14 protein-coding genes are annotated in these 15,084 nt (G+C 71.4%); all 14 read left to right on the forward strand.

Going from position 1 to position 15,084, the window contains the following annotated elements; translation table 11 throughout:
* Positions 1–13: 13 nt before the first annotated feature.
* Positions 14–388, forward strand: coding sequence for an STAS domain-containing protein (locus tag ACE1OC_RS33135; protein WP_407840064.1), 375 nt, complete (start codon positions 14–16; stop codon positions 386–388).
* A complete protein-coding gene (gene glgX, locus ACE1OC_RS33140; RefSeq protein WP_407840065.1) occupies positions 385–2,520 on the forward strand; it encodes a glycogen debranching protein GlgX in 2,136 nt (711 codons plus the stop codon). Before ACE1OC_RS33135 ends, glgX begins: the two co-directional genes overlap by 4 nt.
* 76 nt (positions 2,521–2,596) lie before the next feature.
* Complete coding sequence (locus ACE1OC_RS33145; protein ID WP_250741370.1) at positions 2,597–2,908, forward strand: STAS domain-containing protein; 312 nt, start codon at positions 2,597–2,599, stop codon at positions 2,906–2,908.
* Between the two features lie 5 nt (positions 2,909–2,913).
* Complete coding sequence (locus ACE1OC_RS33150) at positions 2,914–3,378, forward strand: ATP-binding protein (protein ID WP_250741372.1); 465 nt, start codon at positions 2,914–2,916, stop codon at positions 3,376–3,378.
* Entirely contained in the window at positions 3,360–4,619 is a 1,260-nt protein-coding gene (locus ACE1OC_RS33155; protein WP_407840066.1) for a PP2C family protein-serine/threonine phosphatase, read from the forward strand. Before ACE1OC_RS33150 ends, ACE1OC_RS33155 begins: the two co-directional genes overlap by 19 nt.
* Complete coding sequence (locus ACE1OC_RS33160) at positions 4,619–5,374, forward strand: MinD/ParA family ATP-binding protein (protein ID WP_250741376.1); 756 nt, start codon at positions 4,619–4,621, stop codon at positions 5,372–5,374. The genes ACE1OC_RS33155 and ACE1OC_RS33160 overlap by 1 nt, the downstream gene beginning before the upstream one ends.
* Positions 5,375–5,462: 88 nt before the next feature.
* Positions 5,463–6,203 carry a type 1 glutamine amidotransferase domain-containing protein gene (locus tag ACE1OC_RS33165; protein WP_407840067.1) on the forward strand — a complete coding sequence of 247 codons (741 nt, stop codon included), beginning with the start codon at positions 5,463–5,465 and terminating at the stop codon, positions 6,201–6,203.
* A 48-nt stretch (positions 6,204–6,251) separates the two neighbouring features.
* Positions 6,252–7,736, forward strand: a complete 1,485-nt coding sequence (locus ACE1OC_RS33170; RefSeq protein WP_250741380.1) for an aldehyde dehydrogenase family protein — start codon at positions 6,252–6,254, stop codon at positions 7,734–7,736.
* Positions 7,737–7,775: 39 nt separating this feature from the next.
* Positions 7,776–8,390: an NADPH-dependent F420 reductase gene (locus ACE1OC_RS33175; RefSeq protein ID WP_407840068.1), complete on the forward strand. Its 615-nt coding sequence runs from the start codon at positions 7,776–7,778 to the stop codon at positions 8,388–8,390.
* Positions 8,375–8,899 carry a (2Fe-2S)-binding protein gene (locus tag ACE1OC_RS33180; protein WP_407840069.1) on the forward strand — a complete coding sequence of 175 codons (525 nt, stop codon included), beginning with the start codon at positions 8,375–8,377 and terminating at the stop codon, positions 8,897–8,899. Before ACE1OC_RS33175 ends, ACE1OC_RS33180 begins: the two co-directional genes overlap by 16 nt.
* A 5-nt stretch (positions 8,900–8,904) precedes the next feature.
* On the forward strand, positions 8,905–11,310 hold the full coding sequence (locus tag ACE1OC_RS33185; RefSeq protein ID WP_407840070.1) for a xanthine dehydrogenase family protein molybdopterin-binding subunit: 2,406 nt from the start codon (positions 8,905–8,907) through the stop codon (positions 11,308–11,310).
* Complete coding sequence (locus tag ACE1OC_RS33190) at positions 11,307–12,131, forward strand: FAD binding domain-containing protein (RefSeq protein ID WP_407840071.1); 825 nt, start codon at positions 11,307–11,309, stop codon at positions 12,129–12,131. Before ACE1OC_RS33185 ends, ACE1OC_RS33190 begins: the two co-directional genes overlap by 4 nt.
* 35 nt (positions 12,132–12,166) lie before the next feature.
* Complete coding sequence (locus ACE1OC_RS33195) at positions 12,167–13,510, forward strand: MFS transporter (RefSeq protein ID WP_407840072.1); 1,344 nt, start codon at positions 12,167–12,169, stop codon at positions 13,508–13,510.
* The gene (locus tag ACE1OC_RS33200) at positions 13,507–15,075 is read left to right on the forward strand and encodes an ATP-binding protein (RefSeq protein ID WP_407840073.1); all 1,569 of its coding nucleotides are present in this window, start codon (positions 13,507–13,509) and stop codon (positions 15,073–15,075) included. The genes ACE1OC_RS33195 and ACE1OC_RS33200 overlap by 4 nt, the downstream gene beginning before the upstream one ends.
* The last annotated feature ends 9 nt before the right edge of the window (positions 15,076–15,084 follow it).

Consider the following 15,084-nt stretch of genomic DNA (forward strand, 5'->3'; position numbering starts at 1 on the left):
AGAGGGGAAAGCAATGACCCTGAACGTGAAGGAACGCCGCAACAAGGCGGGCACCGTACTCGTCGCCACCGGCGAGATCAACAGCGAGACCTCCGGAGCGCTGCTGCAGACGCTGCTGCCGCTGGTCCGCGAGGGCAGGCCGCTGCGCATCGATCTGACGGCCGTCACCTACGTCTCCAGCGCCGGGCTGCGCACCCTGCTCGTCGTCTACCGCGAGGCCCAGCACGCCGGGGTCGCCGTCACCCTCTACGGGGTGAGCGAGGAAGTCCGGTTCGTCATGTCGGCCACCGGCTTCCTCGACTTCTTCTCCACCGGCGAGGCCGAGGCGGCCGCCGCCAAGACGGCCGCCAGGACCGCCGCCAAGACGGCCGCCAAGGCCGCGCGATGAGCGAGCCGGCGTCCGAACAGGTGCTGCGCGTCGACGCGTACCCGACCCACGAGGTGGGCGGGTACCGCGTCCGCGCCGGCAAACCGTTCCCCTTCGGGGCCAACGTGGTCCCCGGCGGGGTCAGCTTCTCCGTCTTCTCCGACCAGGCCACCTCCATGACCCTGGTCATCTACCAGCGCGGAGAGCCCGAGCCGATGGCCGAGCTGGAGTTCCCCCAGGAATTCCGCACCGGCAGCGTCTTCGCCATGACGGTCTTCGGCCTCGACCACGAGAACATCGAGTACGGCTACCGGGCCGACGGACCCTACGACCCGGTCACCGGCCACCGCTTCGACGCCCGCCAGGTGCTCTCCGACCCGTACGCCCGGCTGATCGCCGGCCGCGACGTGTGGGGCGTGGAGCCGGACCGCAGCCGCGGCTACCAGTACCGCTCCCGCGTCTGCCTCCAGGACTTCGACTGGGGCGACGACACCCCGCTGGGCATCCCCGCCGAGGACCTCGTCGTGTACGAGACCCACGTGCGCGGCTTCACCCGGCACCCCTCCTCGCAGGTCACCGCCCCCGGCACCTTCGCGGGGCTGCGGGAGAAGATCCCGTACCTGAAGGAGCTCGGGATCAACTGCATCGAACTGCTGCCGGTGTTCGAGTTCGACGAGAGCGACAACCCGCGCACCAACCCGGAGACCGGCGAGCAGCTCTTCGACTACTGGGGCTACAACACCGTCTCCTTCTTCGCCCCCAAGGCCGGCTACGCGGCCACCGGACGCTACGGCATGCAGGGCGACGAGTTCCGCACCCTGATCAAGGACCTGCACGCGGCCGGCATCGAGGTCATCCTCGACGTCGTCTTCAACCACACGGCCGAGGGCAACGAGCAGGGCCCCACCATCTCCTTCAAGGGGCTCGACAACGCCACGTACTACATGCTCACGCCCGAGGGGTACTACTTCAACTTCAGCGGCACCGGCAACACCGTCAACTGCAACCACCCCGTCGTGCGCAACTTCGTCCTCGACTGCCTGCGCCACTGGGTCGCCGACTACCACATCGACGGTTTCCGCTTCGACCTCGCGGCCATCCTCGGCCGCTCCCCGGACGGCACCCCGCTGCCCAACCCGCCGCTGCTGGAACTGCTCGCCTACGACCCGGTGCTGCGGCACACCAAGCTCATCGCCGAGGCCTGGGACGCCGGCGGCCTCTACGAGGTCGGCAACTTCCCGGCGTACGGACGCTGGGCGGAGTGGAACGGCAAGTACCGCGACACCGTACGCAGCTTCCTCAAGGGCGACCCCGGGATCACCGGGGAACTCGCCACCCGCATCGCCGGCTCGCCCGACCTCTACTCCACCCGCGGGACCTCGGCCTCGGTCAACTTCCTGACCGCGCACGACGGGTTCAGCCTGGCCGACCTGGTCTCGTACAACGACAAGCACAACGAGGCCAACGGCGAGGGCAACAACGACGGCGGCAACGACAACGCGAGCTGGAACTGCGGGGCCGAGGGACCGACCGACGATCCCGAGGTCAACGCGCTGCGGCTGCGCCAGATGAAGAACGCCCTGGCCATCCTCTTCACCAGCCAGGGCATCCCGATGCTGCTCTCCGGCGACGAGGTGGCGCGCACCCAGCAGGGCAACAACAACACGTACTGCCAGGACAACGAACTGTCCTGGTTCGACTGGAGCCAGGTCGACGAGAACTCCGAACTGCTCAGGTTCACCCGGGAGATGATCGCCTTCCGCAAGCGCCACCGCGAGCTGCGCTCCACCTCGCACCCCACCGGACAGCTCCGGGACACCCTCGGGCTGCCCGACATCAGCTGGCACGGGGAGCGGGCCTGGCAGCCCGACTGGTCGGCGGAGAGCCGGCTGCTGGCGGTCGCCCGCTGCGGCACCGGTGACGACGACGTGGTGTACGCGGCCATGAACTCCCACTGGGAAGCGCACGACCTGGAACTGCCCGCCCTCCCGGGCGGCCGCAGCTGGCACCTCTTCGCGGACACCGGGGCCGAGGCCCCGTACGACATCCGCACCCCCGGCGCCGAACTCGAACTGGAGAACGCCGGGAAGTACCTGATCGGTCCGCGCTCGGTCGTGATCCTGGTCGGCCGCACGCCCGACGCCGAGCTCTAGCCCACGGCCGAGCCCGGGCCCACGGCCGCTCATGCCCGCGGCCGAGCTCCGGCCCATGCACCGAAGGAGACCTGACATGCCGCTTTCCGTGTCCCTGAGCATCGAGGGCGACACCACCGTGATCGAGCTGGAGGGCGAACTGGACGCCAAGACCGCGCCGGACTTCCACCAGACCATCGAGAAGGCCGCCGGCCACGGCACCAGCACCGTCGAGATCCGCATGGCCGGCGTCGGCTACATGGCCAGCGCCGGACTGCGCTCCCTGGTCTTCGCCCAGCAGAAGGTGGGGGAGCACGTCACCATCAAGGTGGTCGGCGCCATCGAGCCCGTGTCCCGGACCATCCGGACGGCCGGACTCGACCGCAGCATCGTGCTCTCCGACGACTGAGTCCGATGGACGAGGCCGTCAAGACGGCGAGGATGTCCGCCGAGCTGGAAGTGCCCGCCACCCTGGGGGCACTGGGCGACATCGCCGCGCTGGTCCTGCGGCTGGCCGGAAGCGCGGGATTGGGCAAGGGTGCCTCGTACCGCATCCGGCTGGCCGTGGACGAGCTGGCCACCAACATCGTGATGCACGGGTACCGGGGCGGCGACGGACGGATCACCGTCCGGGGCCGCTCCGGGCCGGGCCGGGTACGGATCTCCATCGAGGACCGCGCCCCGGCCTTCGACCCCGTCCAGGGGCGACTGCCGCCCGAGCCGCACACCGCTCCCGAGCGGCGGCGGATCGGCGGACTCGGCATCCACCTCGCACTGACCAGCGTGGACGAGTTCGACTACGTACGCAGGGACGGCCGCAACATCAGCACGCTGACTGTGATGGCTGAGGGGACGGACCCATGCCCTCCACGACCGTGATCATCCTCGACGAGTACCCGCCACCACCCCTCGAACTCCTCGGAGCGCTGGGGGAGATGGGTGCGGAGCTCGTCCCGCGCACGCTGGCCGAGCTGCTGGCCGGCCCACTGGAGGAGCTGCCCGAAGCGGACGTGCTGCTCGCCCCGGCCCAGGCCGACGGAGAGGCCGTACGGACCGCCGTGCGCCGGCTGCGCCGCTGGGCCGGCGCCCCCATCGTGGTCGTCTGGACCGTGACGGAGTTCGCCGCCCTGGAGGAACACGTCCGGATCGGTCACGACTACCTCGTACCCCCCTTCCTGCCCGCCCTCGTCGGGGCCCGGCTGCACAGCTGCTCGGAGCGCGCCGGACTCGGCCGCACCCTGCGCGAAGCCGATGCCCGCGCCGAACTCATGGGATACGAGAAGGAGTTGGAGATCGGCCGCGAGATCCAGGCCGGCTTCCTGCCGGAATCACTGCCGGTCCCCGAGGGCTGGGAGATCGACGTGTGCTTCCGGCCCGCCCGGCAGGTCGCCGGGGACTTCTACGACGTCTTCGAGCTCTCCCGCGGCAGGCGCCTGGCCTTCATCGTCGCCGACGTCTGCGACAAGGGGGTCGGAGCCGCGCTCTTCATGGCGCTCATCCGCTCCCTGCTGCGGCACACCGCCGAGAACAGCGGCCTCCAGCACCTGGTGGCCGCCGGCCGCACCGGCAACAGCCGGCGCATCCCCGTGGTGGGTGCCACGCCGCTGCTCAACGCGGTCACCGCCACCAACGGCTACCTGACCCGCAACCACCTGCGGCAGGGCTACTTCGCCACCCTCTTCTTCGGGGTCCTCGACCCGCTCACCGGCTCCCTCGTCTACATCAACGGCGGCCACAACCCGCCGCTGCTGCTGGACGCCGACGGTGGCGAGCCGCGCGCGCTGGAGGTGACCGGCCCTGCCGTCGGGGTGCTCCCGGACTGTGTGTACACGCTCGGCTACGCCCAGGTGAACCCGGGCGACACGCTCTTCGTGTTCACCGACGGAGTGCCCGAGGCGCGCTGCCCCAGCGGCGGCTTCCTCGGCGACGAGCGGATGCTGCAGCTGCTCTCCGGTCCTCCGGTGAGCGGCAGGGAGGTGGTCCAGCGCATGGACACGGCGGTACGCGAACACACCGGAACGGCCGAACAGCACGACGACGTCACCATGCTGGCCCTGCACCGGCCACGCGCGGCGCGGGGGCCGCACGCGGGCGGCGCCGATTGCCAGGTCGTGGCCTGATGGCCCGGACCATCGTGGTGCACTCGTACCGCGGCGGAACCGGAAAGTCCTCGGTGCTGGCGAACCTGGCCCTGCTCCTCGCGGCCGAGGGGCGCCGGGTGGGGGTGATCGACACGGACATCCAGTCGCCCACCCTGGACCTGCTCTTCCGGCTCGGCCCCGGCCCCTCGCTCGCCGACTACCTGCTCGGGCGGTGCGAGATCGAGGCCGCCGCCCAGGAGGTCGTCACGGGCTGCGGCCGCGGGAGCCTGTACGTCGTACCGGCGCGGACCGGGACGGCGGCCCTCCGGGAGCTCATGACCACCGGCTACGACGTGGGGCTGCTTCCCGAGGGCTTCGACCGGCTGGCCCTGCACCACGCCCTGGACGTCCTGCTGCTCGACACCCATGCCGGGCTCAACAACGAGTCGGTCACCGCGATGGCCAGCGCCGACGTCCTGCTGATCATGGCCCGGGCCGACCGGATCGACCTCCTCGGCGTCGAGGAGACCATCGCCCTGACCGGCCGGCTCGCCTGCCGGCGGACCCTGGTGATGAGCATGGCGCCCGAGGGCATCGACCGGCAGGCGGCCCGGCGCCGGGCCGAGGAGGTCTACCGCACCCCGCTGGCCGGAATCCTGCCCTATGTTCCGGAAATGGCCGCGCTCTACGGGGAGCGCATATTCTCCGAAGCCCATCCCGACCACCCCCTGGTCGGTGAATTCCGCACCATCATCTCGGCGTTGGACGCACGTGACGAAGTATCGCGTGCCTGACGTCTCCCCCTTACGCCCCTAGCGGGGGGCGTGTTGAATCGGCAGCGAATCCAGCGCAGCCGGAACATCCGGAAGAAGGAGAAGAGTCATGAAGATTCTCGTCGTCATGACGGCCAAGGCCACGCTTCATCTGCTGGACGGGGAACAACACCCCTCGGGTTTCTGGGCCGAGGAATTCGCCGTTCCCTACACCCTCTTCAAGAACGCCGGCCACACCGTGGACGTGGCGACGATCGGGGGGCAGACCCCGACGGTCGACGCGACCAGCATCGACCCCCAGTTCCTCCAGTGGGTCCGCCCCCAGGGCTCCGCCGACACGGACACGGCCAGCGCCCTGGAGTACAGCCGCGTCATAGAGAACACCCCGCAGCTGAGAAACCCGATCGCCCTGGAGACCCTGGGCGAGAAGGACATCGCCGACTACGACGGCATCTACATCAGCGGCGGCCACGGGGCCATCGGCGACCTGCCCAAGTCCGACGAGCTCGCGCAGATCCTGCGCTGGGCCATCGCGCAGGACAAGCCCCTGGCCACCGTCTGCCACGGACACACCGCCCTGCTGGCCCTGCGCGACGGCGAGGGCCAGTGGCCCTTCACGGGCTACCGGATGACCGCCTTCTCGCACAGCGAGGAGCTCGTCACCAACATGGCCGGCCGGCTCCCGCTGATCCTGGAGGCCGAACTCACCCGGCTCGGAGCCCGCTACGAGAAGGCCGACGCGATCTGGGACTCGCACGTGGTGGTGGACCGCAAGCTCACCACCGGCCAGAACCCCTACTCCTCCAAGGCCCTCGCGGAGACGTTCTTACGTCAGCTCGCGCAGGGCTAGCAGAAGCGCCCTGCCCCTCGTTCCCGAAACCGGAAGGCAGCCACAGCCATGACCAAGCGCGCGCTCAGCGACCAGCCCTTGGCCAACCCCGGGAAACTGTTCATCGGCGGCACCTGGGTCCCGGCCCGGGACGGCCGTACCGAACCGGACATCAGCCCCGTGGACGGCCAGGAGATCGTGCCGGTGGCCCAGGCGGCCGCCGCGGACGCGGACGCGGCCGTGGCCGCCGCCCGTACGGCGTACGAGGAAGGTCCCTGGAGCAGACTGTCCGCCCAGGAACGCGCGCTGCGGCTGAACCGGGTCGGGGAGCTCATCGAGCGCGACCTCGAGGAGATCGCCCTGCTGGAAACGGTGGACATGGGCAAGCCGTTCGCCTTCTCCTCCACGGTCGACGCCCCCATGGCCGCCCAGCTCATGCACTACTACGCCGGAGCCGTGACCCGGGTCGACGGTTCCTCCCGGGCCCCGGCCGGCGGGCAGCTCGCGTACACCCTGCGCGAACCTCTGGGCGTGGTCTGCGCCATCACCCCCTTCAACTTCCCGCTGCTGCTGTCGATGACGAAGATCGCCCCGGCCCTCGCGGCCGGGAACACGGTGGTCCACAAGCCCTCGCCCGCCACCCCGCTCACCGCCCTGAAGATCGCCGAGCTGTTCCAGGAGGCGGAAATTCCGGACGGCGTGCTGAACGTCATCACCGGTCCGGGCGTGGAACTGGGTGAGACCCTCACCGGCCACCCCGGCATCGACAAGATCGCCTTCACCGGGTCCACCTCCGTGGGCCAGTCGATCATCCGCAAGGCGGCCGGCACCCTGAAGAAGGTGACGATGGAGCTCGGCGGCAAGTCCGCCAACATCGTCTTCGCCGACGCCGACCTCGACGCCGCCGAGGAACTCGCCTTCTTCGGCATCTACTACAACAAGGGCGAGATCTGCACCGCCGGCTCCCGGCTGCTGCTGCACCGCCCGATCCACGACGAGATGGTCGAACGGCTCGTGGCCCGCGCGGCCGCCCTGCGGCCCGGAGACCCGCGCGACCCGGACACCCTCTTCGGACCGCTCGCCCACCGCGGGCAGTTCGACAAGGTCAGCTCGTACATCGAGGTCGGGGAGAAGGAAGGCGCCGTCCTGCGCGTCGGCGGCACCGGCTGGACCCCCGAAGGGGCCTCCTCCGAAGGCCTGTACTTCCTGCCGACCATCTTCACCGGCGTGGACAACGGCATGCGGATCGCCCAGGAGGAGATCTTCGGACCCGTCCTGTCGATCATCCCCTTCGACACCGAGGAGGACGCCGTACGCATCGCCAACGACAGCGCGTACGGCCTCGCCGCCGGCGTCCACACCAAGGACCTGCGGCGCGCCCACCGGGTCGCCTCGCAGATCAAGGCCGGGACCGTCTGGGTCAATTGCTACAACCAGTACGACCCCGCCGTGCCCTACGGCGGCTACAAGGCCTCCGGCTACGGGCGCGAGTGCGGCCCCGAGTCGCTGGAGAGCTACACCCAGACCAAGTCGGTCTGGATCGGGATGGACTGAACACCCGGCTGACACCCCGCACCCACCTGAGGAGCCCCCATGCGGATCGGCATCATCGGAACGGGCCGGATCGGATCGACCCTGGCCAGGATCCTCGTGGCGGCGGACCACCAGGTCGTGCTCGCCAACGCCCGGGGCCCCCGGAGCCTCGCGGCCCTGCTGGCCGAACTGGGCCCCGCGGCCTCGGCGGCGTACCCCGCCGAGGCCGCGGCCCGGTCCGAAGTCCTCGTCCTGATGGTGCCGTTCGACGGCGTCCAGGGGCTGCTGCCGCAGGACGCCGTACGGGACACCGTGCTGGTGGACGCCACCAACGCGTTCGACGGCCCGGGCAACGCCCGGAACCTCGGCGGCCGGGGATCCAGCGAACTCGTCGCCGAATGGTATCCGGGGACCCGGATCGTGAAATCCCTGAACACCATGCATTTCGAGACGCTCGCCGTCGCCGGCACCGCGCCGGGCCCGCGTCTGGCCCATTTCACCGCGGGCGACGACGGGAAAGCCAAAGAAATAGTCGCGGGAATCATCACGGATCTCGGATTCGCTCCCGTGGACACCGGTCCGCTGCACTCCGGAGGAATTCTCCAGCAGCCCGGCGGGCCCCTCTTCAACCGGCCGCTCACGGAAGCGCAGGCGCTGGCATGGACCTCTCACTGAACGTCAACGGAAGACCCGAGCAGTTCGCGGCGCAGCCGAACGAACTGCTCGTGGAACGGCTCCGCGACGGCCTCGGACTCACCGGCACCAAGGTCGGCTGCGACACCGGCCAGTGCGGAACCTGCGTCGTCCGGCTCGACGGCCGCTCCGTCAAGAGCTGCCTGATCCTCACCGCGGCAGCCGCCGGCTCCGCGGTGACCACCATCGAGGGGGTCACCACCCCCGGCGGTGAACTCACCGGCCTCCAGGAGGCCCTGCGTCAGGAGCACGGCACCCAGTGCGGGTTCTGCACCCCCGGGATGGTCATGGCCCTGGGCGAGCTCGTCGAGAACACGTGCGACCGCGAGGCGCCCACCGAGCCCGAGATCCGCGAGTGGCTCACCGGAAACCTGTGCCGCTGCACGGGCTACCACAGCGTCGTACGAGGAGTGCAGCGCGCCTGCTCCGCGGCCCGCGAGGACGCGCCCGCGCAGCCGGCCACCGCCGCCGCGTCCGGACAGGAGGGGTGAGGGAGATGACCGCAGTCACGGGGGAGACCCCGCTCCAGGGCAACGGCCTGCTCGGACAGCCGCTGGACAGCCGTGAGGACCCGCAGCTCCTGCGCGGCGAGGCCACGTACGTGGGCGACATCGACCTGCCGGGCACCGCCCACATGGCGATCCTGGGCAGCCCCGTCGCCCACGCGAAGATCCTCTCCATCGACACCAAGGCCGCCGAGCAGCTGCCGGGCGTGCTGAAGGTGGCCACCGCGGCCGACTTCACCGACGTCATGCCGCTGCCCTGCATCTGGATACCCGGCGGGGTCGAGAGCCACTTCCCGCCCCATCCCTACGGACTTCCCGGCTCCCGCCCGGTGCTGTCCGGCGACACCGTGCGCCACGTCGGCGATCCCATCGCCGCGGTCGTCGCCGAGACCCCGCGCCAGGCCGCCGCGGCGCTCGCCGCCATCTCCGTCGAGTACGAGCCGCTGACCGTGGTGACCCGCGCCGACGAGGCCGTCGCCGAAGGCGCTCCCCAGCTCCACGAGGCCGTCCCCGGCAACCTGAACGCGTACTGGACCTGCGGCGACAAGGACCGCACCGACGCGGCCATCGCCGCGGCCGAGGTCACGGTGGAGCTCGATCTGGTCAACCAGCGCACCATCAACAGCCCCATCGAGCCGCGCGGCGCGGTCGGCGACTACAACGCCGCCACCGGCGAGTACACGCTGTACGCCTCCACCCAGGGCCCGCACAACCACCGCTTCCTGCTCTCCGCGCTGGTCCTCGGCATCCCCTTCAACAAGCTCCGGGTCGTGGCCCCGACCGTCGGCGGCAGCTTCGGCACCAAGGGGTACCTGTACCCCGACATGCCGCTGGTCCTGCTGCTCTCCAAGGCGCTCGGCCGGCCCGTGAAATGGGTCGACACCCGCACCGGGCTGATGAACTCCACCGTCCAGGGCCGCGACCACCGCCAGCACGTCACCCTGGCCGGCACCCGCGACGGCCGGATCACCGCGGTGCGCTGCACGAGCTACGCCAACCTCGGGGCCTACCCCTCCACCATCGGCCCCGGCGTCGCCACCGCCCTGATGGGCCGCTCCATCAGCGGCATGTACGACATCGACGCCGCCTTCTGCGAGGTCTACGCCGCCTTCACCAACACCGTCCCGCTCGGCGCCCAGCGCGGCAGCGGGCGCGCCGAGGCCGCGTTCCTGATGGAACGGCTCGTGGACCGGTACGCCTCCGAGATCGGCATGGACCCGGCGGCGGTGCGCCGCAAGAACCTGGTGCCGAAGGAGAAGTTCCCGTACGACAACGGTCTCGGCTGGACCTACGACTCGGGCGACTACCAGCTCAACTTCGACCGGGCCATCGAGCTCTCGGGCTATGCCGACATGCCCGCCCGCAAGACCGAGGCCCGCGCCCGCGGCAAACGGCTCGGCGTCGGCATCGCCTCCTACGTGGCGATCTGCGGGGTCGGCCCCTCCACCCGGATGTCCCAGGAGGGCATGCTCGGCGGCACCTGGGAGAGCGCGAACATCCGCGTCCACCCGACCGGCGAGGTCACCGTCACCGTCGGCTCCGCCTCCACCGGCCAGAGCCACGGGACCGTCTTCGCGCAGGTCGCCGCCGACGAGCTCGGCATCGACCCGGCGACGGTCCAGGTGTACGAGGGGGACACGCTCAAGGCCCCTTACGGTCAGGGCACTTACGGCTCGCGCTCCTACAGCATGGCCGCGCCGGCCATCGCCCTCACCGCCCGGAAGATCAAGAGCAAGCTGGTCAAGGCCGGGGCCGTCTTCCTCGGCGTCCCCGAGGACAAGGTCGTGTACGCGGACGGCAAGGTCTTCGAAGAGGGCAACGAGCAGAACACCAAGACCTTCGCCGAGCTGGCGATGGCCATGTGGTACGGGTGGGGGCTCCCGCCCGAGATCGAGCCCGCCCTCGACGAGACCACCCACTTCGATCCGCCGGACTTCAACTACCCCTTCGGGACGCACGTCGCGGTCGTCGAGATCGACGAACTGACCGGCGAGACCGAGGTGGTGGCCTACACGGCCGTCGACGACGCGGGCCACATCGGCAACCCGAAGATCGTCCTCGGCCAGATCGAGGGCAGCATCCTGCACGGCCTCGGCCAGGCCCTCATGGAGCACGCGGAGTACGACCCCGACGGGCGGCTCGTCAGCCGCGACCTGGGCCACTACGCGCTGCCGCGCGCCATCGACGCACCCTTCTTCACCCTCGACAAGACCACCACGCCCTCCCCGCACAACCCGCTGGGAGCCAAGGGCGCGGGGGAGATCGCCACCGTGCCGCCCGCCGCGGCCGTCGTCAACGCCGTCGTCGACGCCCTGTCCGACCTGGGCGTCCGGCACATCGACATGCCCGTCACCCCCGAGAAGGTCTGGCGCCGCCTGAGAGGGGAATCCCAGTGATCCTCGCCGACTTCGACTACGTACGCCCCGTCGGCCTCGACGAGGCGCTGACCCTGCTGGCCGGCCGCCCCGGTGCCCGCGTACTGGCCGGCGGGCAGAGCCTGCTGCCCGGTCTGCGCACCGGAGAGGACCGGGCCTCCCTGCTCGTCGACCTCCGCCGGCTCGAAGAGCTCCGGGGGATCGAGCGGACCCCCACGGGGATCCGGATCGGCGCGATGACCACCCTGGCCGAACTGGCCGCGGACCCCCTGGTGCTGGCCGAGGCGCCGGAACTCGCCGCCGCGGCCCGCGCCAACGGCGACCCCCAGGTCCGCAACCTGGGCACCGCGGGCGGAAACCTCGCCGCCACCGGCCGGGCCACCGACCTGCCCGTCGCGGCCATCGCCGCCGGAGTCACGGCCGAACTGGCCGGTCCCGGCGGGGTGTCGACGGTCACCGCCGAGGAACTGGCCGCCTCCGGCGTCCCGGCGGGCACCGTCGTCACCGCCCTGCTCGTCCCGGCCGGGGGCCGCGCCGGCGCCTTCGAGAAGACCGCCGACCGGGCGACCCGCTACCCGGTCTGCGCCGCCGCCGTACGGATCACAGCCGACGGGCCGCGCATCGCGGTCACCGGAGCCACCGCCCGCGCGCTGCGGCTGCGCGGGGTCGAGGAACGCATCGGCGGGGGCCCGTACACCACCGAGAACGTGCTCGCGGCCTTCCGCGCCGAGCCCCGGGAGCTGTTCGTCCCGGGGCGCGGCACCTCGGCCGAGTACCTCGGCCACCTCGCGGGCGTACTCACCGCCCGCGCGCTCACGAGGGCCGTGCAGGCACCCGCCTGACCGGCCACGACGGGGGAGTTGAAGCAGTGGAACCGTTGCCCACGACAGCACGGACCGCGCCGTCCGCGACCACCACGGGGGTCACCTTGCGTCCAGCCGCCGACGCCGCAGGCGCACCGGGAAGCTCCGGCTTCTGGGTGGTGGGCGCGGTCCTCGTCCTGCTGATGCTCTCCTCCTCCGTCCCCTCCGCCCTCTACGTGCTCTACCAGCAGGAGTGGGGCCTGTCCTCCGGCATGATCACGGTGGTCTTCGCCCTGTACGCCGTCACCGTGCTCGCCGGACTCCTGCTGTTCGGCTCGCTGTCCGACACCCTCGGCCGGCGGCCCGTACTCGCCGCGGGGCTGGTCCTCGCGATCGTCTCCATGGGGCTGTTCGCCTCGGCCCGGGGGCTCGGCCTGCTGCTCGCCGCCCGCGCCGTGCAGGGGCTCGCGGTGGGCCTGGCCACCGGGGCCATGGGCGCCGCCCTGCTGGAACTCGCCCCGCGGCGCCGGCCCGCGCTCGGCGCCCAGGTCAACAGCGCCGGGCCGACCGTGGGCATCGGCCTCGGCGGTATCGGGGCCGGGCTGCTCGTGCAGTACGCGCCCGCTCCGACCGTCCTGACCTACCTGCTGCTCGTGGGGGCCTTCGCCGTCTCGCTGGTCGGCGTGGCCCGGATGGCGGAGAGCGCCCCGGGGCGGGCGGGTGGCGGCGGTCCGGGGGGTGGCGGACCGGGCGGCGGCGGTGGACCGGGCGGCGGCGGTGGACCGGGCGGCCGCCGGTTCAAGATCACCCCGCACCGGATTCACATCCCCGCCGCCGTGCGCGGCCGCTTCGCCGTGCTGATCCTGACCATCGTGGCCGTCTGGTCGGTCGGCGGCTTCTACCTCTCCCTCGGCCCGCACCTGGCCCTCTCCCTGCTCCAGAGCGCCAACTACCTCGTCGGCGGCGGCACCGTGGCCCTGCTCGCCGGCGCCGCCACCGCCGCGCAGCTCCTGCTGGGCCGCACCGAGGCGCTGCGCACCGCCGTCCTCGGCCTGTTGGGCCTGCTCGGCGGGCTGGCCCTGGTGCTCCTCGCACTCGGGCTCGGCTCGGCCCCCGTGTTCCTCGTGGCCACCTCCGTGCTCGGAGCCGGCTGGGGCGCCGCCTTCCTCGGCTCCTTCCGCGCACTGAGCGCACTGGCCGAGCCTGCACACCGGGGTGAACTGACCGCCGCCGTCTACGTGTTCGCGTACCTCGCGATGAGCGTGCCGGCGGTGCTCGCCGGACTGCTCACCAACATCCACGGGCTGCACCGCACCTCGGTCGGCTTCATGGCCACCGTCGCCGCGGTGTGCGCCCTCGCCCTGCTGGCCACTCTGCGGCTGGCGGCCCGGAACAGGACGCAGGGGCGTACCGCATGAGCGGGATCCCGGGTGCGCCCGCGCTGCGCACCGCCCTGCGCGGGCTGGAGATCTTCGAAGGCCTCACCGAGGAGCAGCTGGACTGGCTGGTCTCGGTCTCCGAACCCCGAGTGCTCGCCGACGGCGAGGTCCTCTTCCGGGACGGCGAGGAGGCCACGGGCTTCCACGTCCTGCTTTCCGGGGGCCTGGTGGTGACCAAGGTCGTCGACGGCCGCGAGGAGGTCCTGACCCGGCACTCCACGGAGGAGGAGAGTGCGGCGGCCGAGGACCACGACGGCAAACCCTCGGCCGCGCACCGGTTCACCGGCGAGCTCCCGCTGCTGACGGACGGGGCGTACGTGGCCACGGCAGCGGCGAGCGGCCCGGCCACCACCGTGGTGGCCTACGCCAAGCCGGTCTTCTTCGAGATGCTGACCCGCTGCCACGGGGTGGCCGCCGTACTGATCCCCGTACTGGCCTGGCGCATCAAGTCCTCCGAGGTCCAGGCCCGCAAACGGGCCACCGTCGAAGCGCTGGGCACCCTCGCGGCCGGCCTCGCGCACGAGCTGAACAATCCCGCCGCCGCCGTGGCCCGGGCCGCGCAGGAACTGGCGCCCGCCCTGGACCAGCTCACGCGCACCGCCCAGGCCTGGGGCGCGGCCGCTACCGCTGCCGAGCGCTCCGTCTTCGACCAGCTCGCCGACGAGCTGGACAAGGCGGCGCCGCCGGTGGTCACCGATCCGCTGGCTCAGGCGGACATGGAGGAGGAGATCGCCGACTGGGCCGAGGAAGCGGGTGCGGAGCGGGCGGGGCTGCTCGGCTCCGGGGTCTCCGACCTCGGGCTGGACCTGGGCGGGCTGCTGGAGCGGCTGGAGGGGGTCGGCGAGCGGGCCCTGCCCGCGGCCCTGGACCACCTGGCGGCCCTCCTGGAGATCCGTTCGCTCGCCGCCGAGCTGCGGGCGGCCGGTCCGCGGATCTCCCAACTCGTGTCGGCCACCCGGGATTACGCCAATCTCGACCGGGCCCCCGAGCAGCGTTTCGCCGTGACCGAAGGTCTGGAGAACACGCTGGTCGTGCTGCGTGCCAAGCTCGCCGGGATCGGGATCGTGCGCTCGTACGATCCGGAACTGCCCGAACTGACGGGCTATCCGAGCGAGTTGAACCAGGTGTGGACCAACCTGGTCGACAACGCCGCGGCCGCCATGGACGGCGCCGGAACCCTCACCCTGCGCGCCCGGGTCGAAGGCGTCTGCCTGGTGGTGGAGATCGCCGACACCGGCTCGGGCATCCCCGGGGAATCCCTGCCGAGGATCTTCGAACCCTTCTACACGACCAAGGACGTGGGCAAGGGCACGGGCCTCGGCCTGCACCTCAGCTACCGCATCGTGACCCAGCGCCACCACGGCTCGATCACGGCCCGCTCGCGCCCGGGGGAGACCCGGATGACCGTCCGGCTGCCGCTGGCCGGGACCGATCCGTCCTGCGCCGTGCCGGCCGTGGATCCCACAGATCCCACAGATCCCACAGATCCCACAGATCCCACAGATCCCACAGATTCCACCGATCCATCCCCATCGAAGAGCTGAAAGGGAGTC

This window comes from Streptomyces stoeckheimensis (assembly GCF_045822005.1).
Taxonomy (GTDB): Bacteria; Actinomycetota; Actinomycetes; order Streptomycetales; family Streptomycetaceae; genus Streptomyces; species Streptomyces stoeckheimensis.